The organism is Paraburkholderia sp. SARCC-3016 (genome assembly GCF_031119615.1).
Taxonomy (GTDB): Bacteria; Pseudomonadota; Gammaproteobacteria; order Burkholderiales; family Burkholderiaceae; genus Paraburkholderia.
On record NZ_JAVHZD010000025.1, the window covers coordinates 41,700 to 61,938 of the forward strand.

The 20,239-nt window shown below is 60.9% G+C and carries 20 protein-coding genes and 5 pseudogenes; 8 read left to right on the plus strand and 17 right to left on the minus strand.

The window, feature by feature from the left end; translation table 11 throughout:
• Positions 1–24: 24 nt before the first annotated feature.
• A pseudogene (locus tag QYH69_RS23875) lies at positions 25–135 on the minus strand (helix-turn-helix domain-containing protein); the annotation flags it as partial.
• Here QYH69_RS23875 and QYH69_RS23880 point away from each other — a divergent pair.
• A pseudogene (locus QYH69_RS23880) lies at positions 134–911 on the plus strand (IS110 family transposase); the annotation flags it as partial. The pseudogenes QYH69_RS23875 and QYH69_RS23880 overlap by 2 nt on opposite strands.
• Before the next feature lie 26 nt (positions 912–937).
• Here the strand turns inward: QYH69_RS23880 and QYH69_RS23885 are convergent.
• Positions 938–1,244: pseudogene (locus QYH69_RS23885) on the minus strand (DDE-type integrase/transposase/recombinase); the annotation flags it as partial.
• 56 nt (positions 1,245–1,300) lie between these two features.
• Positions 1,301–1,687, minus strand: a complete 387-nt coding sequence (locus QYH69_RS23890) for a hypothetical protein (RefSeq protein ID WP_308834208.1) — start codon at positions 1,685–1,687, stop codon at positions 1,301–1,303.
• Positions 1,688–1,770: 83 nt separating this feature from the next.
• Between QYH69_RS23890 and QYH69_RS23895 the strand changes: the two are divergent.
• Positions 1,771–2,437 (plus strand): annotated as a pseudogene (locus QYH69_RS23895) (IS3 family transposase); the annotation flags it as partial.
• Positions 2,438–2,509: 72 nt separating this feature from the next.
• On the opposite strand, the gene QYH69_RS23900 reads toward QYH69_RS23895, so the two are convergent.
• From QYH69_RS23900 to QYH69_RS23915, 4 genes are all read right to left on the minus strand, one after another.
• Positions 2,510–2,755 (minus strand): hypothetical protein, encoded by a 246-nt coding sequence (locus QYH69_RS23900; protein WP_308834209.1) that lies wholly within the window; start codon positions 2,753–2,755, stop codon positions 2,510–2,512.
• A 312-nt stretch (positions 2,756–3,067) separates the two neighbouring features.
• On the minus strand, positions 3,068–3,271 hold the full coding sequence (locus tag QYH69_RS23905) for a hypothetical protein (RefSeq protein ID WP_308834210.1): 204 nt from the start codon (positions 3,269–3,271) through the stop codon (positions 3,068–3,070).
• A 76-nt stretch (positions 3,272–3,347) separates the two neighbouring features.
• Positions 3,348–5,669, minus strand: coding sequence for an SMC family ATPase (locus tag QYH69_RS23910; protein ID WP_308834211.1), 2,322 nt, complete (start codon positions 5,667–5,669; stop codon positions 3,348–3,350).
• On the minus strand, positions 5,657–6,187 hold the full coding sequence (locus QYH69_RS23915) for a hypothetical protein (protein ID WP_308834212.1): 531 nt from the start codon (positions 6,185–6,187) through the stop codon (positions 5,657–5,659). The genes QYH69_RS23910 and QYH69_RS23915 overlap by 13 nt, the downstream gene beginning before the upstream one ends.
• A gap of 306 nt (positions 6,188–6,493) precedes the next feature.
• Here QYH69_RS23915 and QYH69_RS23920 point away from each other — a divergent pair.
• Positions 6,494–7,487 (plus strand): annotated as a pseudogene (locus QYH69_RS23920) (IS110 family transposase).
• 364 nt (positions 7,488–7,851) lie between these two features.
• On the opposite strand, the gene QYH69_RS23925 reads toward QYH69_RS23920, so the two are convergent.
• The 4 genes from QYH69_RS23925 to QYH69_RS23940 all read right to left on the minus strand — a co-directional run bounded on the left by QYH69_RS23925 (position 7,852) and on the right by QYH69_RS23940 (position 11,575).
• Complete coding sequence (locus QYH69_RS23925; RefSeq protein ID WP_308834213.1) at positions 7,852–9,228, minus strand: metallophosphatase family protein; 1,377 nt, start codon at positions 9,226–9,228, stop codon at positions 7,852–7,854.
• A 78-nt stretch (positions 9,229–9,306) separates the two neighbouring features.
• Positions 9,307–9,792: an NADAR family protein gene (locus QYH69_RS23930; RefSeq protein ID WP_308834214.1), complete on the minus strand. Its 486-nt coding sequence runs from the start codon at positions 9,790–9,792 to the stop codon at positions 9,307–9,309.
• Between the two features lie 158 nt (positions 9,793–9,950).
• The gene (locus QYH69_RS23935; RefSeq protein ID WP_308834215.1) at positions 9,951–11,312 is read right to left on the minus strand and encodes a hypothetical protein; all 1,362 of its coding nucleotides are present in this window, start codon (positions 11,310–11,312) and stop codon (positions 9,951–9,953) included.
• Positions 11,309–11,575 carry a hypothetical protein gene (locus QYH69_RS23940; protein WP_308834216.1) on the minus strand — a complete coding sequence of 89 codons (267 nt, stop codon included), beginning with the start codon at positions 11,573–11,575 and terminating at the stop codon, positions 11,309–11,311. The genes QYH69_RS23935 and QYH69_RS23940 overlap by 4 nt, the downstream gene beginning before the upstream one ends.
• Positions 11,576–12,198: 623 nt before the next feature.
• On the opposite strand from QYH69_RS23940, the gene QYH69_RS23945 reads away from it, so the two are divergent.
• The 5 genes from QYH69_RS23945 to QYH69_RS23965 all read left to right on the plus strand — a co-directional run bounded on the left by QYH69_RS23945 (position 12,199) and on the right by QYH69_RS23965 (position 15,521).
• On the plus strand, positions 12,199–12,849 hold the full coding sequence (locus QYH69_RS23945; RefSeq protein ID WP_308834217.1) for a DUF1845 domain-containing protein: 651 nt from the start codon (positions 12,199–12,201) through the stop codon (positions 12,847–12,849).
• Positions 12,850–13,719: 870 nt separating this feature from the next.
• Positions 13,720–14,187 carry a polymer-forming cytoskeletal protein gene (locus tag QYH69_RS23950; protein WP_308834218.1) on the plus strand — a complete coding sequence of 156 codons (468 nt, stop codon included), beginning with the start codon at positions 13,720–13,722 and terminating at the stop codon, positions 14,185–14,187.
• A gap of 10 nt (positions 14,188–14,197) precedes the next feature.
• On the plus strand, positions 14,198–14,647 hold the full coding sequence (locus QYH69_RS23955) for a hypothetical protein (RefSeq protein ID WP_308834219.1): 450 nt from the start codon (positions 14,198–14,200) through the stop codon (positions 14,645–14,647).
• A 67-nt stretch (positions 14,648–14,714) separates the two neighbouring features.
• Positions 14,715–15,218 carry a hypothetical protein gene (locus QYH69_RS23960; protein ID WP_308834220.1) on the plus strand — a complete coding sequence of 168 codons (504 nt, stop codon included), beginning with the start codon at positions 14,715–14,717 and terminating at the stop codon, positions 15,216–15,218.
• A gap of 48 nt (positions 15,219–15,266) precedes the next feature.
• Positions 15,267–15,521 carry a hypothetical protein gene (locus QYH69_RS23965; protein WP_308834221.1) on the plus strand — a complete coding sequence of 85 codons (255 nt, stop codon included), beginning with the start codon at positions 15,267–15,269 and terminating at the stop codon, positions 15,519–15,521.
• 121 nt (positions 15,522–15,642) lie between these two features.
• Here QYH69_RS23965 and QYH69_RS23970 read toward each other — a convergent pair whose 3' ends face one another.
• The 6 genes from QYH69_RS23970 to QYH69_RS23995 all read right to left on the minus strand — a co-directional run bounded on the left by QYH69_RS23970 (position 15,643) and on the right by QYH69_RS23995 (position 20,232).
• The gene (locus QYH69_RS23970; RefSeq protein ID WP_308834300.1) at positions 15,643–17,355 is read right to left on the minus strand and encodes an ATP-dependent helicase; all 1,713 of its coding nucleotides are present in this window, start codon (positions 17,353–17,355) and stop codon (positions 15,643–15,645) included.
• A gap of 11 nt (positions 17,356–17,366) precedes the next feature.
• Positions 17,367–17,732 carry a hypothetical protein gene (locus QYH69_RS23975; RefSeq protein ID WP_308834222.1) on the minus strand — a complete coding sequence of 122 codons (366 nt, stop codon included), beginning with the start codon at positions 17,730–17,732 and terminating at the stop codon, positions 17,367–17,369.
• 41 nt (positions 17,733–17,773) lie between these two features.
• Complete coding sequence (locus tag QYH69_RS23980; RefSeq protein WP_308834301.1) at positions 17,774–18,580, minus strand: ATPase; 807 nt, start codon at positions 18,578–18,580, stop codon at positions 17,774–17,776.
• A gap of 297 nt (positions 18,581–18,877) precedes the next feature.
• Positions 18,878–19,483, minus strand: a complete 606-nt coding sequence (locus QYH69_RS23985) for a DUF4400 domain-containing protein (protein WP_308834223.1) — start codon at positions 19,481–19,483, stop codon at positions 18,878–18,880.
• The gene (locus QYH69_RS23990; protein ID WP_308834224.1) at positions 19,473–19,757 is read right to left on the minus strand and encodes a hypothetical protein; all 285 of its coding nucleotides are present in this window, start codon (positions 19,755–19,757) and stop codon (positions 19,473–19,475) included. Before QYH69_RS23990 ends, QYH69_RS23985 begins: the two co-directional genes overlap by 11 nt.
• Positions 19,714–20,232 carry a hypothetical protein gene (locus QYH69_RS23995; RefSeq protein WP_308834225.1) on the minus strand — a complete coding sequence of 173 codons (519 nt, stop codon included), beginning with the start codon at positions 20,230–20,232 and terminating at the stop codon, positions 19,714–19,716. Before QYH69_RS23995 ends, QYH69_RS23990 begins: the two co-directional genes overlap by 44 nt.
• Positions 20,233–20,239: the final 7 nt, after the last annotated feature.

Consider the following 20,239-nt stretch of genomic DNA (forward strand, 5'->3'; position numbering starts at 1 on the left):
GAATTCCGTGAAGAGGCCTCGAGGCTGTACGCCGTTCCTGATGTATTTGCGAACCGTCTTGCGATCCATACCGAGTCGAGCGGCGATGGCCGAGATACTCAGCCCCTGCCGGTGCAATTCCAGAATCGTCATCATGCAAGACGTCACGCTGGTTGGAATCGATCTGGGCAAGCACGTTCCACCTCCATGGACAGGACAGCAAAGGCAATGCTGTCTTCCGCAAAAAATTCAGCCGCAAGCAGATGATCGAGTTCTTCGCCACGTGCCGAGCTTGCACGGTTGTGATGGAGGCCTGCGCGGGCGCTCATCATCTCGCACGCAAGCTCGCAGAGCTAGGGCATACGGCCAGGCTGATATCGCCTCAATTCGTACGGCCATTTGTGAAGAGCAACAAGAGCGACTTCATCGATGCCGAGGCGATCTGCGAAGCGTCATCACGTCCGAGCATGCGGTTCGTGACGCCCCAAACCGAATCCCAACAGACCCTGTCCATCCTGCATCGGGTGCGCGAAGCAATGGTCAGTGACCGTGTTCGCACGACGAACCAGATGCATGCGTTTCTGCTTGAGTTCGGCATAAGTCTGCCCATAGGCACAGCGGTTATCAAGCGTCTATCGACGGTGCTAGCGGAGCATTCGTTGCCGCCGCGCCTTGTTTCAATCCTCGAGGAGTTGCACGCACACTATGTCTATCTGACTGACCGGATCAATAACCTCGATAAGGAAATGGCGCGTCAGCTCTGCGAAGACGATCGGGGCTCGTGTCTGCTGACCATGCCGGGCATCGGCCCTGTGACAGCTAGCCTGCTAACAGCGGAACTCGGGGACGGCAAGCAGTATTCGTGCGGACGCGACTTTGCGGCCTCCGTTGGCCTGGTTCCCCGACAGTACAGCACCGGCGGGCGCTCGAGTGGGGAGTATCTATCCGACGCTGACAGCGCGTTGTCAAAGCAGTTTCCTCTTCCACTCATTGACGCCTGCATGCGGAATTGCCCGAGGAGATCCTGATAGGCGTGAGCGCAGTATTGGGCCCCGCGATCCGTGTGATGGATCAGACCGGGTGCCAGGCGCTGCGATGCAACTGCACGGGACAGCGCCTGCATGACCAGATGCTTCGTCATGCGCACTCATGGCGTAGCCGACCAGCTCGCCACTAAACAGATCCTTCAGGCCGGCGAGGTACAGCCAGCCCTCGTCAGTCGCGATATATGTGATGTCACCGCACCAGGCCTGATTTGGCAAGGTACATGCCGCCAAGATATGGCTTGCTTTGGCCCATGTCCAAGTTGTGTGAGCGACTCCTAGTGAAAGGTTTCTTGCTCAACGCCAAAGTGAATATTCCCATTTCTTACCGCGGCATGAATGGCGTCCAGAAACTGTGAGGCCGCAAACGGAGTAAAGCGGATTCTTTCCTTTGTTTGTTGATCACTTGTTCTCGCCAAGTTGCAAAAAATCACATCCATTTCTCCGGACGGATGCAATGCTATCGAAACAGGGGACGATATCTCCATGCAAACCACAACAGTCTTATAGGTATCTGGCGTAATTTCGGCATCGGACACGGAACTCGGCTCCACATAGTATTGGTAACGGCCATAGTGAACAAAAGGAGAGAACACATCATCTGGCCAAACAAGGCTGATTATTTTCTTCTTTACCCCATCGACACGACTTAAGTAGCGAAGCATCAATTCATTTCACGAATTCATTCTTAAGCGTCGCCCTCCTCTTGCAATTCCCAACTTCTTTTTAGCGCGAGCTCATAGCCGATCTGGATGTCAGTCAGATGAGGACGCACTCGGCGGCGTTCAAGGCGAAGGTGGCGCTGGCCGCGGTCAAGGGCGAGCGCACACTGGCGGAACTGGCGCAGTAGTTCGACGTGCACCCAAACCAGATCACAGAATGGAAGCGGCAATTGCAGGAGCGCGCGGCGGACGTGTTCCACGCGGGCGGTGCGCCGTCGAACGAGCCACCGGTTGATCTGAGATCGCTGCACGCGAAAATCGGACAGCTGGCGCTGGAAAATGACTTTTTAAGTGGTGCGCTCGACAAGGGGGATTGCTGAGCGCAAAGAAATGATTGAGCGTACGCATGCGTTGCCGATTTCGCAGCAGGCCCGTCTCGTCGGCGTGGCGAGATCGAGCGTGTATTACCGGCCGCAACCGATGGGCGAAGCGGATCATTTGCTGATGCGCCGTATCGACGTACTGCATCTGGAATTTCCGTTTGCCGGGGCACGGATGCTGGCGCGCCCGCTGCGCCGGGAAGGCCATGCAGTGGGTCGCCGTCGCGTGCGCACGCTGATGAAGCGCATGGGCGTGGAGGCGCTGTACTGCAAGCCAAATACGAGTCGGCGCAACGCACAGCACAAGGTCTGGCCGTACCTGCTGTGCGGCATGAAGATCGACCGTGCCAACCAGGTGTGGGCACTCGCGATCGCATCAAGCTAAAGCTGGCAGGAATGAGCCCGGTGGCATACCGAACACACCGTCCAACTCTGCGGGGTCAGTTCAATTCGTTAAGTGGGCACGATACTGAACCGCCCCGGCTTTGTCGGAGACCGCCGAGTTTGGCGCTACGCCGCGCGAGCGGAGCGCACCAGCAAGCAAATCTGGCTCGCCTGGATTTGTTGACCGTGCCACAACCTTGATGCCGCATTCGGTCGAATCGTACGCAGGCGTTGTCGGCACATCGGTTGGCTGATGCTTACCGACTTCCTGCTGTCGCAACTGGCTCTTTCCTTCGAACTTCGGCATGAATTTTCTCCAATGAGAGCGATCTCATCCATTGCAGGGAATGAAGAGCGCCAGCGTTAGTTATCCATCGGTTATATGCGGCGCCACTGCCGTCCAAACGGCGACGGGATGGCATGGGCGGAATGCACCTGGGGACCAGCATTTTCACGGGTGCCGGTGGGACCTTGTTCGACCATGAGAAGTGCTGCGGCGAATAGTGCTCCTGCTACCGCTGCGACCTTGATCCGATTGCTCACGGTTTCACCTCCATAAAAAAGCAATGCCCCAGACCTCTTGCGAGGAATGGGGCTTGAAAGGCCGACCGCAGCCGGTTCAGTTGCAGGTTTTCGGGTGGCTCACGGCAAACGTCAGCACGCGACCGTCCGGACAGAGGATGAAGTCCCCCGGCTCGCTGCCCGGCTGGACGACCACGATTGACGGCTTTGCGTGTTCCGCGCGCACCTGTGGCTGATTCGAACAGGCGCACAGCGGCGAGCTACCGCCCGCAACGATAAGCAGCATCAGAAGATTTTGCATGGCATTCCTCAATGGAGTTAAACGAGGAACGCCCCTGCGGGGAGCGTTCCCCACAGGGTTAAAAGCTAATGAACGCTCAAACAGCGAGCGCTTCGACATCGATCACGGCGTCGGCTTCGGCGACGAGATCGGGTGTCTGCGAGATAAAAAACTCACGCTCGTACCCGCCCTGCTTCAGTACCTCGCGCTTCATCCGCATGAACTGCAACTTGCGCTCAGGATCGAGCGGGCCGTCCGATTCATCGCTGAAAAGCGTCTGGTACGGCTGGCCTGCATTGCCGGCCAGATACAGGGCGATACCGCGGGTGACGCACTCGTTGATCCAGACCTTCTGGCCGCCGGACATCACCGATATTGCCTTCGTGCTGTCGTTGTCGGCGTCGTGCACGAGAATTTCAAACCCCTCGCGCATTTCGCCACTGGCAAGCTCCCGTTGCGTGCGGATCTCGACCGTGAAGCGCGTGCCGTAACACGCGAGCAGCAGATCGTTCACCGTCTGCGTGAGCGCCGGGCCCGCGTCGTCGATCGTCAGGGCAATCACACCTTCGTTGCCCAGACCCTTCGCGAGCAGCTTCCAGCGTGCGATCTCATCGGAGATGCGGTTCGCGCGCGAGTGCGTCGCGTCGAAACCACCTAACTCCTTTTCGAGCGCATCGCATTCAGCCTGGCGCGTCGCCTGCGCACGGATCAATGCTTCGATCCGTGCGTCGGCCGCCGTCACCGCCTCACGTGTGGCGGCCAGTCGACGGTCGACGTCCGCGATCGCCGCGGTCACGTCGACCGCGGCAAGGCGAGCCAGCTCGGCATCGACTTCCTGACGCTGCAACGTGAGGCGCGTTGTCTCCGCCTCCCGGCGTTGACGCGCATCCCGCTCTTCCGCATCGAGTGTCTGCAGATCATTGCGGGCAGCGGCCAGTCCTTCGGCGGCCGCATCGAGCAGCGGCTTGCGCGCGGCGAGGTCGACGGCTTTCTGCAGGTCCTGACGTGCTCTCGCGAGCGCGTCATTCACCGCTTTCAGCTCGACCCGCTTTGCCGCCAGCTGCTGCACCTGTGGCTCCAGCTGGTCCGCCTGTGCGCGCTGTGTACGAAAACTCTCGCGCAACGACTGCAGCGACACACGGTGCTCGACCGCTTTTGCACCAGCTTCCCGACCCTGTGCAAGCAGAGGACATGTGTTGTGCATCTCATGGCCTGCGCATGGCACGGAATCGACGACTGCGGCCTGCGCCTCCAGCGTACGAAGCAGCGTCAGCTTCGACGTCCCGTCCGATTCGAGCCCTTTCAGGCCTGAGGTCAACGAGGTGAGCGTCAACCGCTTCTGCTCCAGATCGGCGATCAAAGCCTGCAACGGTTCGACTTTCGCCTCTGCGCTACCAATACGCATCTGCGCATCGTCGCGCGCGGCCGCTGCACCGTTGATGGCATCGCGCTGTCCGAGCGTCGTCTCATGCTTCGAGACGGCCTCGTTCAGCGCCCGACGCCGTTGGGCGATGCGCTGGTCCAGCGCTTTCACATCATTGGCGTTTGCCTGCAGTGCCGCGTTGAGCTCGGTGCGCCGGACGGTGAGGTCCCGCACGCGCGCCGCGGTGCTGGCGTTTTCAGCCTGCTTCGCGACAAGCGCCGCGCGCTGCTGCATCAGGTTCGCCACATCAGACTGGCGCGTGTCGCGATCCTTGCGGGTCGCGGCGAGCGCTTCATCATCTGGGGCGATTTCCCGAACGGTCTGCACAAGACGCTCGCGCTTGCCACTGAATGCGGCAAGCTGCTGCTGCACGCCATCGAGCGCACGGCCAAGCACCTTCGCGACGTCCCCCGCCTTCGTGGACAGCGCACGCAGGTGATCAATCTTCAGCAGTTCCGCGAGCAGCCCCTTGATCTCGCTTGCGCCATAGGACGCAAGCGGGCGACGGTTCTGTGCAGAAAACACGCTGGTAAAGAACGTTTCGAGCGTGCCGCAGATTGCCTCGACGCAGCGGTCGTACGTCTCCGCCTTGCCGTCTGCGACGGTGCCATCGGGCAGCACCACAGGTTGCCATGTGCCGTCCGCCGTGCGGTATAGAAGAAAATAGTCCGCCTTGCCTGTCTTGCCCGGCTTGCGGAAGGCGAACGACGAGCGATATCGCACCCCGCCGTGCTCCCATTCAAACTCCTTCAGCGCCTGGGCACCACAGACGTGGTCCCAGTACGAGAAGGCGTCGACCGAGAGCTTCGCTGCACGGGACGGCATGATCCGGTACGGATGCAGGTTGTCCATAATCGTCGACTTGCCGGCTCCGTTCGGGCCGGTGAGCGCGATCAGGCCGCCAGGCAGTGATTCGAGATCGAGCGTCACGCTGTCGCGCTTCATCCCGTCCCGAACGCCATAGAAGCCTTCGAGGGTCAGTTTCAGTGGGCGCATGACGGTGTCTCCGGCATCGGCGAGTCGAACAGATAGTCCGACGGCAGCCAGGGGGCGTCGTCATCGTCAGCGAGCATCCTGCCGAGCAGCGGGTGGGGTTGCGGCGCCGGTGGAACCAGCGAGCCGTCCAGAGCCTGTTCAACGAAGGTGCAGTTCGCGCGAAACTCCTGCCCGACCTGCCTGAGCAATGCATCCCAGCCATTGCAGCCGGTCAGCGCGCGCAACTCGCGGTCGGACCACTGGCTCGCATAACCCGTGTTGAACGACCACAGCAGGTTTTGCGTCTGCACATCAGGCACGACGGCCAGTTCCGGGTTGCCGGCGTCGACTGTGGAGCCGAGAACGAGAAAGCAGCCTTTCTGCGCAATGACAGCACCGCGATCGGCGCCGAACGGCTGATGGAAGATGCCGGCGGTAAAGCCCGCATGCTTCACGAGCAGCTGCTGCAGGTCGCGCACCGGCATCGATGCGGCGAAATGCCGGATCCAGGCCGGACCGGCGGGATAAAGGCCAAACATGATCACACTCCGTAAAAAAGGGCGGAGTGCGTCCCCTCGCGGGGATGTCTCCCCGCCAGGGTCAAAGAAAGGATGGATGCAGCAATCGATGCGTCAATGACGCGGTCGAACCTCTGTTCCGGCAGTCTGCGCAGCGCGCGAGACTCCCGGAACAATGGTATGGACGCCTCCCACACCGTAACGTTATTTGATCGATCGAGAACCCGAAAAGGCAAAAGAGAAGCGGGATCAGTCGTGTCAATACCTAAGCCTTGCGCGATCATGCGGATTCCACCTGCCAAACCGGAGGGTTTGCAAATGAAGCTCATGCCTGTCGGAATCGACATTGCCAAGAATTTGTTCCAGGTGCATCACGTGGATGACCAAACCGGCGAAATCGTGAACAAGCCGATCAAGCGTGCAAAACTTCTCGAATATTTTGCAAATCGCACGCCATGTCTGATTGGTATGGAGGCATGTGGAGGAGCCCATCACTGGGCCCGACAGCTCATAGCAATGGGACACCAAATAAAGCTCATGCGAGGCGAATACGTGAAGGCTTTCAACATCCGCAATAAGAACGATGCAGCTGATGCGCAGGCAATCTGGCTCGCGGTACAGCAGCCCACAAAAGCTGTCGCCGTCAAAACGGAAATTCAGCAGGCTATGCTGTCACTTCACCGCATGCGTTCGCAGCTGGTGAAATTTCGAACCATGCAGATCAACAGTCTTCGCGGACTGCTCACCGAGTATGGCGAAGTCATGCCGGTCGGTCGAGCTTCTCTCGATAGAGCAACGCCGACGGTTCTCGCCCGTTTTGGCTGAGCGTCTACCCGCGGTCCTGATCGACACCTTGCGCGAACAATGGAACAACCTTTCGAAGCTCGACGAACAGATAGCTGCGATAGAGAGGCGAATGCTCGAATGGAAAAAGCAAGATCGGGCAGTACGCGCGATCAGCGAGATTCCCGGCGTCGGCCTCCTCACTGCAACGGCAGCTGTGGCGATTGTCGGCGACGCAAAGACCTTTCGATCTGGCCGCGAGTTCGCCGCATGGGCGGGCTTGGTGCCAAAACAGACTGGGTCCGGAGGAAAAGTCGATTTGCATGGGATCAGTAAGCGCGGCGTTACGCACTTGCGGACGTTGCTTGTACACGGAGCCCGCAGCGTGGTCACGAAAGCCCGGAAGTCCGATCCATGGATCCAAGACCTCCGCTTGCGACGGCCGATGAATGTCGTGATCGTGGCACTGGCGAACAAGATGGCCCGAATCATCTGGGCCATACTCGCGCACGATAAGTCGGAGGCCAAGCGGTCTTAGGAAGACAAAACATTCTACCAACTCCTTGGCTCACAGAACGACATGGCTACGATCCGACTTGACGGATTAGCAGTTCAACGGTTGCGCTGGCAATCGAGTGTTATGGCAAAACAGGTCGGACCGGGACTCACCAAACCTGGACAGCCGTTCGAGCTCAAAAGCTGGCCGGAACAATGAGGCGTGAGTCAGCGGAATCCATAGGGGCCCGCAGCTAGAACTCCGGCTGCTACAAAGGCCGGATATACAGGTGCAACCCGTTTCTGTCGCGTCGATCACTCGAAATCCTGTGCAAATCGGGAGGCGTCCATATACACGGCTGTGTTCCGCCTGAGAGCGCCATACTGGCCGCTCTCACGAAGGCGGCTTACGCCGCAAAAAGATCGTCCGTCAGCCAGGACAGCGAGGGCGAAGCAGTCGGTGCGTCAACGGACACCGAGGCTGCTGGTTCCGGCATCGAAGGCTGGTCGGCAGACACATCGCCGGCAACCGCGAGCGCTAGCGACCGTGTGTCGGACGCCAGATCGATACGCGACAGAACCGCAGCTGCTATTGCTTCGGCATCCCCGGAATCGAGCAGTTGCAGACGCTCGACGACGGCTTCCGCCTCGACATTCACAAGCTCACACCAGCGCGCGACCTTGCCCTGCACCGTGCTCTCGAGACTGATACCCTGTGCACGGCTTCGCACCACCGGCAGCACACGCCCCTCAAGCTTCAGGCCACCAGCCAGGGCAAACATCGCGTCGATCGCACCGCGGTCGACAAGCTGCCTGTGCTCCTCGTCGACCTGCCAGCGCACGCGCACGAACTTGTCATGCGCATCCGCCGCAAGCACGGCGAGCCGATCCATGTCGGGCGGCCCGTCGAACTCGATGCTGATCATCTGCCGCGAAGGCGTCGGAACCAGGACCGAATCGGCGACATCCGTCTGCACGTCCCACATCAGGTAGCCCTTGTCGCCCTCCTCACCGTAGTGGAACCGGCCGATCGAGCCCGGGTAGGCGATACGCCTGCCCTCGCGCTCCCAGTGCTGATGCTTGTGGATATGCCCGAGCATGAACGCGCTGCATTGCGCATCGAACAGCGCGCCGAGCGAAAACTCATGATCGAAACCGGCCATCGTGACGCCGTGTTCGGTCGAGCAGCCGTTCACTGTTCCGTGCGACACGCCCACCGTTGCGATGCCAGCGGCGCGCAGTTCAAGGTTCACGCGGCCGGCGGCCGCAAGATACGTCGCGAGCACATCGCCAAGTTCTGTTCCGGCCGCGACCGCGCCCACGCTGGCTGCAAGGCTTCCCTTGTTGACCGTTGGCAGGCACGTGAATACGACGCTCGGGCGCATGTCGCGCACCTGCTCGAGTTCGGGCGGCGAAAACACCGGTCCCTCAGACGCGAAGAACCGGTCATCGACGAGCGCCACCTGCTGTACGCGGTCCGCAATGAACACGTGATACGACTCGCCCATCAAGGAGAAATTGCTCAACGTGCCGGGCGGTTCGTGCGAGAACGTGCCCTGCAGCATCAGGACAGGCATGTCTTCAGCGAGACGGTGAATACGCCGCGCAAGCGCGTTCAGCGCCGGCGAATGCGCATCGAGCCGATGATCGGTCGAGTCGCCCGATATCACCGCAACGCATGCCTCGCGTCGCACGGCATCGTCAACGGCAAAGGCGAAGCAGCGATCCGCTTCGGCCAGACGCTCTGGCGAGTAATGCAGGTCAGAAAAATGTGCGATCTTCAAGATTCGCCTCCATAAAAGCAGAAAGGCCGCCCGCGGGCAGCCATTCGTCGTTGGACGCCCTCGCGAGCGGCGGAAAAATCAGGTGGTTGAAAGTGCGTCACGCACCCGCATCAGCGTCTTGCCGAGCAGGTTCATGCCGCGCCAGTGGCGAGGATCCCCAATGCGCGAATCGAACTCGCCAATGCCGACACCCCAGATGAGGTCATAGGGGCTCGCCTCGACCAGTTGCGTCGGCGCAGTGGACAGCAGGATCGAGCGGATACCCGGGTTCTGCGCGAACTTCTCGCGACAGCCGACATAGACGATCGACTCGCGACGGGTCTCCCATATCGCAAGATCGAAACCCGAGACCTGACGGCCGATCGCCTTCTGGGTCATCGGGTCACGCGCATCGAGAATCTTCTGCGCTGCATCGTCATCGTTGAAAAGCTTCGCCTTCGCGAACATCATGAACTGCTCAACGCTCGTGAAGGTCACATCGTGATAGACGAACTGGCAGGGATGCCAGTTGCTGAGTACATCGTCCGCGCCGAAAAACGCGGTGATATTGCCGATTTTCCTCATCGGACGAGTTCCTTAAAAAGAGATGGCCGCCGTAGCGGGCTCGTTTCGATGCGCAGGTACGCTGTCGAAAACACTTGAGCAAGCCGCCTTGCTGAAATGTTCTCGTGGAAGGAAGGAACGCCAGCCCCTGAGGGCTGGGTTCCGGATGCATCGCTACGTTAGTCGCCAAACAGCACGGCCTGCGTCGCTGCATTGATTTCATCGTTGAGCTTTGCTGGATCGCTCAGACCCTGCGTCAACCTCTCGTTCATGCCGTCGACATCTCTTGCACGATCGGTCCAGCCACGGCCGTACGTCGTGTGCGCAAAGACGCGGAAGCCCTGCTGGCGATCTTCGGCATTGAGTCCAAGCCGTTGCAGCAGATCGGACATGCGGTGAAGCTTCGCGTCGTGCGACTCCGGCTGTGTGCCCGTACCGCTGTCGACAAGATCCGCCATCACCTTCTGCATCAGCGGGCCCGATGTGGCTTGCGACTGCCCCGCAGGTTCTGGAGAACCACCGGTGCTGTCGTGCGTATCGACGTCAGCCTGTGCATCGTCGGGATGCAATGCGTGCACGTTGCCGCCCGCTTCGATCAACGCCACTGCAGCGTTAGCCGACTCGAGTGCCGGCGCCGGATCTTCGGCACCGTCGAGCAGCGCGCCGATATCGATCTCAGCGTCGAGAACCGTGAGCATCTGCTTCTGTCGCACCGCTTCGCCGCCTTCGTTGATACGGGTGATATCGAACTCGCGCTTGGAGAGCATGAAGCGCGTACCGGTCAGCTTGCCGCGCGCGAGCACGACGGTCTGCATCGCGGCATACGCCTTCTGCAGCACATAGATCGAGTTGGTCGGCAGCTCGATGAGACCCAGGCCCTTGATGTCCGGTACCGCGAAGATAAAGCTCGCGGACAGGTTGCACTGGCGCGACTGGTACTGCGGACATTGCTCGGGGTCGCACACGCCATCGGGAATCGAATCGTCCTGCCGGAAAATCACCGTGCGACCACCGAAGTTGCGTGTTGCGCGCTGCGCACGCGGATCGCGCTCGACCTTCGCGTACGTCTTGCAGTAACGCGTGCCGTCGGGGCCATACTCCGAGAAATACTTGCGACCCGTCGCGCCCCACGCAGCCATCTGGTTGGGCAGATTGCTCATCCAGTCGTTAAACGCGAACAGCACTGGAAAACGATAGAGCTTCAACCCGTCGCCGCGATCTTCGCCATACAGCCGCAGAATCTCGTCGGCAACCTCCGGGTTCGTGAAGTCGGAACGGCGACACGTGAAATACGGCACGTTCTTCGGCACCAGTGGATCCCTGATTCTGCACTGTGACTCGATCACTTTCGCGATGTCGTCAAACGACGATCCTGCAGCGACCATCGTCTCGTACAGGTTCACGGCCTTTGCGTTCTCACGCGCACTGGACTTGAGCACCTTGATGCCGGGCCGGATGCGACCAATGGTCGGCGGGCGCATGGCGCGCTCTTCAACGATGCTGCGGGGTGCAGCATCGGACAACGTCATTACAGCGGTCATTGGACATTACCTCGCAGAATGAAAATGGCTGCCGTGCGCATCTGGTCTGCAGACTGCTGCAGGCCGTTTGCGACCGCGTATCCGCGGTTCGTGGCAACGTGTGAAAGAAAAACGCGACGCTGGTCGTCGGCGAGCATTGCAACCGTCGCGACCTCGCACCGTTCACGCCACGCCGGCGAGCCGGTGTCGGCCGCCTCGCGTTCGTGCTCGAGCCGGTTACGGATCGTCTGGGCAATACGCTCGTCAAGATGGTCGGGAAGCACGGATACCTCCGGTTAAGAAAGACAGGGGACGAAAAAAAAAGCGCGTCCCGGGTCAGGAACGCGCTTTTCTGGATTCGACTGGAAATGACCCGGGCGCCACGTCCCTTCCGGGGACGTGGCGCTCAGGGAGCCGCAAGGCTCAGATACGAGGGCGGGAGATCGCCCTCGCGCAGCATGGTCACGCTGCGCAACAGCCCATTTTCGGGAAATACATTCCGCCGCAGGATCACGGATCAGTCCACTACGATCGTTTTACCCGGATGGGTCTGGAGAGAGACACCCGAATATCCGGGCTCAAACGATGCCACGGCGCGTGAAGCAGCCGGTGGCGAGTTTTATGACTGAAAGATGGGGAGCGCGGGCGAGGCGCTCATCAGCAGAAGATTCCACACCAGTAGCCAGCTGGTCGGAGCATGCGCGATGGCACGGCTTGGTACAGAAGACGGACTCCAGGCTACAGAGTCGAGGTCGATGCGTCAGTGACGCCGGGAATGGATTCAGTATTGCGTAAAAAACCGGGTACGGGCACCGGAAAGCTCCTGAATTCAGCGTAGCTTTCGGGTCAACCTGTGTGCGGTAGTTCACACACAATGATCGGGAGAGAGACCTACACCCGAAAAATCATGTCCGCCGTTCTTGAACTCCCGTCCGACCCGGAGCGCGAGACGCCACCCGGCGATTCACGTCCCGAACTCACGATAGCCGCCCCAACGCATGATGCCGGCGATGCGCCGTCGCCTGCCGACAATGCACCTTACGCTACAGCCACGGGCCTCAAGCCCATCGAGCGGCTCACGAGCGACTCGCGCATTGCACGCATCATCCCGGACTCCGACGCCAGCACGCTGCTCGAGTACTGCTCGCTCTTTGCGCGCACGTTCATCCGGTCGGACTATAACTTCTGCGCAGCGAAGGTAACCGTCGCGCGCGGCGGCAAGGTCAAGGCGCTGGACAAGGCTTTTCGCGAAGCCGACAGCTGGCTCTCGAAGGCGATCGCCTGGGTTGAGAAACATAACGCCCGCCCGCTGGTGCTGCCACGTGAATCAATCGAACTGAAGGTGACCCACCCTCTCGCCGGACGGCTTGTGCGCTGCCTCACGCAATACGACCGGCTGTTCGCGAGCTCGCTGGAGGCGTTGCTGTCCGGAAAGATCGAGACGGAAGGCCGCGAAAACATTCTGGCCAACGCGGAAAAGCGTATCAGGCACATCGTCTTCGTCTGCGCGCCTGACAACGACGAGTTCGACTTTGACGGCACGCGACTCGAGCAGTGACCGCCTTGCACGTCTGCGGCCAGATCACAACCCGGAGGAACGGAACACATGGATTTACGAGAAATCCAGGCGTTGCACGCCCATTACGCGACGCAGCCTGTCACGATCGATATCGCCGGACACGTTGCGTCGATGCCTAGCCTTCCGACGCCTGATGATGCGCGCGATCGGCACGCAGTGTTCGGGAACGTGCGGCGGATCGCACGGCCAGTGTCGATCGGTCTTGCCGTTGGCGCCCTCGCAGTCGGCACGGCGCTGGGCGCATACCACCTTTACCAGCTGATCCACCCTCCGGCACCGCTGATTGCAGCCGCAAAGAAAGTAGCAGCCGTCCCCGTACGACCGCCGGCTCCCGCAACCCGACAGGATCAGCCAATCGACGTTGCACCAGCGCGGCCGCTGACCTCGCGTGATCTCGACAGTGGACTGGCCGCGCCCCGATCGGCTCTGTCGAGTATCGATACTCGACAGCTCTCTCCGGCGATCGACGCGCGCCCGGGTGAGCAGCGCGCGGCAAGCACGACCACGCAACCTGCCCTGGCAAGCGCCGCCGCATCGCCAATTCATGCGGCGCACACCCCGGCGTCGTCGGTGTCCGCGCCCGCACCCGCGCCTACGCTCCAGGCCACGCCGGTCGCCGTGCCTGAACCGACTGAAGTCCGGCGCACACCTGAGGTGGCGGCGACAGCGATCCCGGCGTCAGTCGCGGTCAGGCCCGCGGAGAAGACGATCCGTCATCCGGTGCACCATCGCGCGGCCGAACCGGTGACCGAAAGAACCGCTGGAGCATCTTCGCCGGCACTCGAAGCGACAAAACCCTCAACGCCCGCCGGCAAGTCCGGCGACGTTCAGCTCTTCTAGGAGAATCCAGTGAAATCACAATCGCTCAGTGTGACGCTGCTCGCCACCGGCGCGACGATCCATGGTGACCTGATCCTCGACCACGGCCTGAGCACATTCGGGATCGTCGACGGCAACCTGATTGCGAACGCGGGGCTGCTGCATGTCGGCCTTGGCGGCATGGTCAAAGGCATGGTGCAAGGAGAACACGTGCGCATCGACGGCTCCGTCGAAGGCGACGTCCATGCACGGGCGACGCTCGAGATCAACGGCCGCGTGAAGGGAAACATCTTCTATTGCGGCACGATCCGCCTGGGGCCACGGGCGGCGATTGACGGTCAGCTCAAGCGTGTCGCGAGGGAACTGACGATCGAGGCGCCCGCGGCCAGCGGCGAAACGAGGCTTGAGCCGCCTGCACGTGAACATGGAGAGTCTGTGTCCGTCGGAAGTCCTGTCTCGAACGTACAGCATCTGCCGCGTACCGCGGTCAACGATTAAGGAGAGTGCCATGCAATTGTCCGCCCGGCCTACGCCGGTTGTGTTTCGCATTGCGTTCGCGCAAATGGTCTGGTATGCGAGTCTTGGCGCCGGGCTTTACAGCTTGTGGTCGATCGTCCCGTTCCTTGGCGGCAAAACCGATTCCTGGCTGCTTACCCTGGCTCACCGGGTAGCAGCACTAATGGTGAAGGTGATATCGCCAGGCAACACCGCCGATCTGTGGCAATTGATGCTCATGTCGTTCGATGCTTATCTCTTCGGCGCGATGTTCCTGCTCCTTGCCGCCATACTTGTCTGGCAGGCTGGCCTGGAGATCTCGTCGGCCGTATGGAAGGAGAGCGACGAGTCTGAATGGGGGCTTTTCCTCCCTCGCCTGCTCGCTTACTTCGGATACGGAAAGCGCGCTCGATATGTCCCTGCAGGACGTTCGAACGAATCTGACGGTCGCAGCGTCACCTGAACCGGTGCGTCGCAGAAACCGGACTGAGTTCCACCAGCCTGTCCCAGACACAAAGGAACAACAATTCATGAACAAACGCACCTGGCTTGCAGCATCATTTCTGGCCGCTGCTTTTTCGGCTCACGCAGACATTACTGCTTCGGCCCACACATTGAAGATCGAGTGGTTCAAGGACGGCCGCATGCTCGTCACGGGCATTGAGGTCACACCGGATGCCCTCGGACAGTTGAAGCCCTATGCCATGCAGTCGGGGAACACCACCGGTTATGCAACATGCACGGTCGATTCGAATGGCCGCAAGCTGACGAGTCACGAAGCGTTCGCTGGCGTCATGCTCGTGGTGAAGCCGACGTCGATCGACGGCTCGACCATTCACGTACTCGTGTCTGCCTCCGACACCGTGGTCACGGGGAAGCATGAAACGGGGAGCGCGGACTGCCCGTCGGAAGTCGTGGATATTTCCGGGCCGCAGCGACTGGACATCCCGGTCGTTCTTAAGGATAGCGAAACCACCGACGTGCCGCTCAACGATCCGCGGTACCGGTTGCGCATCACGACGAATCGCGAATAACGGGCGCCGGCACGGCCCATGAGGCAGTTCAACGTTTAAGGACTTCATATGCAGCCTGAGCATCTTTGGAACATGCTGGTTGGAACCGTAACCATTGAGCCCGGTTCGACGAGTGACGCCCCGACCAGGGTCTCACGGCGTCCCATGCCGCGGCGGCTGGCTGAACTGCTCGCCGTGCCCGACGAGCAGTGGACGATCGGAGACCGCGCGCTCGTCAGCAGCATTCGTGACCTGGCGGGGGTTCTCATGCGAGGCCCACTTCTGGATAGCGAAGCTGCCGGGCTCGGCATCGGTTTGGCGTGACGAAGGAACTGCTGGTGTCCCTCGCTGCATTCGCGCCAGCTGTCGCCGATGACGCTGCAGGAGACAGCGGGCGTTCCGCGCCGGACATGCGCGACGTTATGCTTTCGAGTCTGCGTATTCTTTAGCTCGCGTCGGTTTCCGATTCAACGACGAATCTCGACACTGCGTGCTTTCTGATGCTCGTCATAACGAGGCTCTCACGCGCGCGGGTCATCGCGACATAGAAAAGCCGTCGCTCCTCGGATTCCGGGCTCTTGTCGTCGGGCACGACACCCTCCTCCGCCCGCGCGATCCATACGTGATCCCACTCCAGCCCTTTCGAACTGTGCATCGTCGTGAGAATTAACGCGCCGGGAACAGGCTTGTTGTTGTCGCGTTTGAGAAACTCGATACGCTCGGTGAACAGGCCGTTAAGCCGCGAAACGACATCGTATGTCGCCTGGATGGCGCGGATCGCGGCTTCGGTCTTCGCACAGGACAGCATCCACTCGCGCACGCCCTCGAGGGCCAGCGAATAGAACTGGCGGCCGCACAACTCCTTCCACTCCGCGAGGCGCTTCATGAAATTGCGATAGGCCGTCGCGGTTTCGTCAGTCAGCCCGAGCGCGACGAGGTCTTTCTTCTGCTTTTGCACAAGCGTCGGGCCCATCGCGAGGTGAAGGGTCCCGAGGTCACCTGAACTCATGCCCATGTGCGCGAGCACCGCGTCCAGCCCGTTGTCTTTCGCGCCCTGCACGACCTCGAGCAGATTGCACAGCAGCGCGCCTTGAGGCCGGTTCAGGACTGAATACCCGGAGGCGCGAAAATAGGACAAGCCGTGCGACCGGCAGACGGCTTCGAACGCATCCAGAATGCGGTTGGTGCGCGCGAGAACCGCGCACGACTGGCCGGCCGCGAGCCGCGCCTGCATGGCCTCAACGGCGGCCACCGCATCGGTATATTCATCCTCGAAGCGAAGGCTGGAGACCACACCGCCCTGTCCACGCTCCGCGCGCAGCAGCTTCGAGATCCGGTCGACGTTGTTGCGGATAACGCGGTCGGCCGCGGCAAGGATCTCGTCGCGGCACCGGTAGTTGCTGCCGAGCACCACGCGCTGCGCCTCGAAGGTCGACGCGAAACTTTCCATGCCGCGCACACCGAGCGCCGAGCGGAATCCATAGATGCTCTGATCGTCGTCGCCGACGACGGTGACGGTCGCGCCGGCGCGGGCATGCAGCTCCACCCACCGATACTGCAGTGGGTCGGTATCCTGAAACTCGTCGACAAGCAGATCGGTGACTGCATACGGTTCGATATCGCCCGACTCCATGCCTGCAACGGAGAGTCTCAGCATGTCCTGGAAGTCGATCTTGCCATTGCGCGCGAGCGCTTCCTGATACGCGTGGTAGACGTCTGCCTCGGTCGTGCCTGCCTCGACACGACCAAAGTCGGTCTTGATCCGCTCGATAAGCGATATGACGTCTTCAACCTTCCATTTCAGGCCCCGCTCGGCCAGCACGCGTGCAATCAGGCCGGAGCGATCGCCGTCGGATGCGATGTCCCGCCGCTGCCCGCTCGCGCCGCCGAGTTGCCTGAACGCAAGCGAGTGGAAGGTGCCGGCGAGCAGCCTGCGCTTTGCATCGGCGCCAGCAAGCGACAGGATGCGATCACGCAGCTCGGTGGCTGCATCCTTGCTGAACGTAACGGCACCGACGATGGAATCTGGACGGGATAGCAGCCAGGCGGCCTTGACCGCAATCGTCTTCGTCTTGCCTGCGCCCGGGCAGGCGATCGCCAGGCAGGGCCGGCGAGATTCGACGACCTCGCGCTGCTGCGGGTTCAGTCCCTCGAGCATCGATATCCGACTCACGCCGAAAAGTTGCGGTCGGGCGGCGTGACTTCCGTGATGGTTCGCCCCGACCCGATGTCGGTTAGAAGCCAATGCCCACTGGAAAGCGGCGTCGCTCTTGCGCCCGGATATTGCCCTTCCAGCCGCGCCTTCGTCTGTTCACGTTTCGCCGACTCGTCGCTCCGGCGCTTTTCGGCTGCCCTTTCGCGATGGGCAAGCAGAATCGCTATCAGCGCCAGGATGGCCAGCAAAATCAGTGTCGCTTCCCACCATGGCAAGGTCAGACCGAGCCGGCGAGCGCCTGCTTCAACGGCAGTTCCGGCAAGCGCCACGAAAATGACGAAGCAACCTGCGATAGCTCCAGTTTCGTTGTGGCTGAACATGATTCCCTGTTCGATCAGATAGCGCGATCAGAAGCGGCCGCCTACCGGCCGCGCACAGTGGTCATCAAACGCAGATGGGTCATGTAGCCGCGCACGCCGACCGGATGGAATTTGCGCAGAAAGCGCGAGGTTTCCTCGTCCATGTCCGACTGGTCGCGGATGCCGTTCCAGACAAGGAAATCGAAGTTGTCCATCACGCGATCGAATTTGAGCAGCAGCGACAGCAGCCGCATCGAAAATCGGGAATACGCTTCGACCTCGATATTGAGCGATGGCAGCGTGACCGTCGGAACGAACACGATCTCGCCGCGGCCCACCATTTCAGCCTGCGTACGCTCACGGAATCCACCCGCGACGTCCAGCTGCTCGTCGACGTATGCTTCAAGGTCCCCGACCTGCTTTTCGAACCAGTCGGTCACCATGCCCTGGTCGTGCGCCCCGAATGTCGAGCGACCAAAGCGCTGCATGTTGATGCTCATGCGGTTCAGGTACGGCCACCACTGTTCAAACAGCGGCTTCAGGCGAGTGTGGTTCAGGCGCACGGTAGCCTTCACGACCGCGGCGCCCGAGAGTTGACGTTCCACCAACTGCCGGCCGATTTCGCGTCGGCGCTGAACGATTGCCGCACGCTCGGCAGGCGGCAGCTCGTGGAAGAACTTGCGGGTGCGCGCAACCTGTTCACGCTTTTCTGCGGCTTCCTGCTCGGAGATCATCCCTTCACGCTGAAGCGTCGCGGCGTCCGATTCCATTTCCGACAGCTCGCGCTCGATCTCACCGTCATCGGCACCGTCCGTGACGAGTGCCGCGCCGGTCGGTGCCAGTGCGTGGCTGACGTGTTCCGGCGCCATCTCGCTCGACGCGTTCGTTTCTTCGTTGGTTGCGGTGCTCAATCTGTCGCTCCTCTAGGTAGTGCGCGGGTCGCGCGGCTTGACCTATTGTTACGAGGAGGGCAAGGAGTGTGGAACTGAAAGAGGGGTTATTTGCGGAGCCTTTTTCGATCCGGTAGGACTAGAAAAAGGCAAGACGGGCCATCCGCGCGGCGCAATGATCTGTCTCGCGACAATGACGGTGGCCGTCAACCAGTTGACGGCCTTAACCCGAAAAGAGAATGGTTTTCGTCGAGCTTTCCACCAGGCAAGGGCCTGTTATTGCCAGGAAGACGAGGCCTTCCAGATCAGCATGCCCAGACATGCCGTGACCGCAATCCAGTACGGCGCGAGCACCGGGACCGGCGCGATGAGAACGGCGAATGCGACGCCGAACACGAGCAGAATGCCGTGTCCCGCCAGATGGAAGGAGAGCGGGCGCGCGAAGCCGGCCGCCGACGCCCTGATCTTGCGGCGCATCGATCCATCGATGAACGCCGCGCAACAGAAGACAACGGTGCCGAAGAGCCAGACCTTCATTACCGTTGCGCGATACACCGCCCGGTAGATGAGCAGCCAGAAATTTCGCACCCAGGTATGCGCGAAAGTGGTCACGCCCCCGTCGTTAAGACCTTTGGACCGTGTTGCATCGATCGTGGCCAGCATCACGCCGGAGTCAACGAATGCATGCCGGAAGAGCGCATTCGTGTGATCGACCGCCTGCGCGGCGCGGTCATTGCCGAGAACCGAAGCGACCGAGTCTGCTTCGTTTGCCGGGATTTCGAATAGCGAGCGGTCAGGAATCGCCGGCATCACGAATACCGCGAGCAACGGCACGATGAAGAACCACAGGCGAACGTGCGCGACGAACCGGCTACTGGCCATACTGGTGTATCCCGAACTCGTACGCAGCTAACGCAAACCGGGAAAACATGTAGCCGAAGAACGCCAGCAGCCCGAGCAGCCCGACATAAAAGTGGACTGGACGCCGGCTGACGAACAGCGCGAGGCCGTACGCCATGGCGCCACCGCCGCGCTCAAGGTCTGCCGGCGCGGGCGCATCGATCTCGTCCTGTGCACGCGCCGTCGACAGCGCGCGGCGCGCCAGATCGGCATCAACCCGCGACAGCTTCGCTATCAGCCAGATGGTCAGCGACATCGTAGTCCTCGAAGTAAAGACGGAAGTTTTCGCCGGTCAATGCACGCGCGGCAAGCTGGAATGCCGCAGAACGCTGTGTGATCCGCTCCGGACAGCGCTCGTCGAACATCCCGACAGCCAGATCCTGATGGCGAGCCTCGAATGCGGTAACGGACTCGAGCATCGGCGACCAGACGTGATATTTCTCGCCGTCACGTGCGACATAGCGACGGGCATAGAGCAGCCACGCCGGCGCGAAAAGTCCCCGCATGAAGGCAACGTGCGATTCAGTAGACTTGCGAGCCTTTTTGAAGCTCGCCAGAGCACTATCGAGCATCTCCTTGACCAGGGGCTCGGCCTCACCCATGAAGCGCTCGCCAATGAAATCCGACACGCGCGCGCAGCACAGTTCGAGCTCGGGCGCGAGCGTGAAAACCGGGATCAGGCGGGCCGAGAGCTTGTGGTCGCGGATGACCTTCTTGAAGACAGCAGACATTGGTTAT